This is a genomic window from Oleiphilus sp. HI0132, assembly GCF_001635845.1.
In genome coordinates this window covers 1-1,207 of record NZ_LWGJ01000484.1, presented here as the reverse complement: position 1 = coordinate 1,207, position 1,207 = coordinate 1, and the positions used below count along the sequence as shown (strand labels likewise).

The 1,207-nt window shown below is 44.1% G+C and carries 1 protein-coding gene; it reads right to left on the bottom strand.

Features of this window, described 5'->3' with window-relative positions:
- Positions 1–822: sodium:proton antiporter NhaD (nhaD, locus tag A3766_RS05885; RefSeq protein WP_231882843.1), on the bottom strand; the 822-nt coding region annotated here is incomplete at its 3' end.
- Positions 823–1,207: the final 385 nt, after the last annotated feature.

The following is a 1,207-nucleotide window of genomic DNA, read 5'->3' as shown; positions in this document are numbered from 1 at the left end:
AAATAAAATAGCTATAGGAACTCCACCAAACTTAACCGGGCGAGCATTTCCTTCAGGGTCATCGGGTGTGCCTTTATGGATTGCAAAGTGCATGATGCTTGCGGGAACTAAAAAGTTGACCAAGGAGGGGAGAAAGAGTGCAAAAAAATCGCTGAATTCGATAATACCTTTTTGCCAGACCATTAGCGTGGTGATGTCGCCGAAGGGGCTGAATGCGCCACCGGCATTTGCTGCGACAACAATGTTAACGCAGCTGACCGAGACGAAGTTAGACTTACCATTTGCGACAGCGATAACGACGGCGCAAAGTATAAGTGCGGTAGTTAGATTGTCTGCGATCGGTGAAATTACGAACGCCAGGAAACCTGTGAACCAGAAAAGTTGGCGATAACTAAAACCTTTTGATATTAGCCAGTAACGTAAATCATCAAACAACCCTCTCTCTACCATGGCATTAATATAGGTCATGGCGACAAGTAAGAAGAAAAATAGCTCACTATATTCAAGGAAGTTATGCCGGATTGCAGGCTCAATTAATTCGCTATCACCAGAGCGGTGGTACGCAAAAGCAATAATAATCCATATCAGAGAGGCGGCTAGAAGAACTGGTTTGGACTTTCGCAGGTGTATTTTTTCTTCAAGTACGACAAAAACATAAGCGAGACAGAAGACGCTTAATGCCAGATAGCCAGTCCATGACGAGCTTAAATCATAGGGCTTAATCAGTTGTGGCTCACTATGCGCATTGGTAGCGAGTAGCGTGCAAGCGATTACTAATACAAAGCGTAAGCCTGGCATGATTATGGGTAGAGGCTTGAGCATAGTGCTTCAAATCATTGTTGTTTTTGGATAGTTGATGATAAACAACTTTATCTCGTTTTGACCAGTGTCTCTAAGGCTTAATATGTGCGTATGGGGGCTAATTAGACGATTCTAGACGTAAATCAATTTGGGGAAGGGAATTCTAGGCAAGGTTTATAGAGACGGCTAGCCAGAAGCGAAAGGTTCTGGCTAGTTTGGGCGTCGCGATGTGTCGCTCTATTTACCGCACTCATCCTCTAGGCGGCTGATAGTTTCCATCATGTCAAGCCGACAACTGAGCATTAGCTCTTCAAGGTCGTCTTTACTAAGGTCTTTTGTTTCAATGGGTGGAAGTATTTCGATAATCGCCTGACCATTCGTGCGGTTGTTGAGACTAAAACCTTTT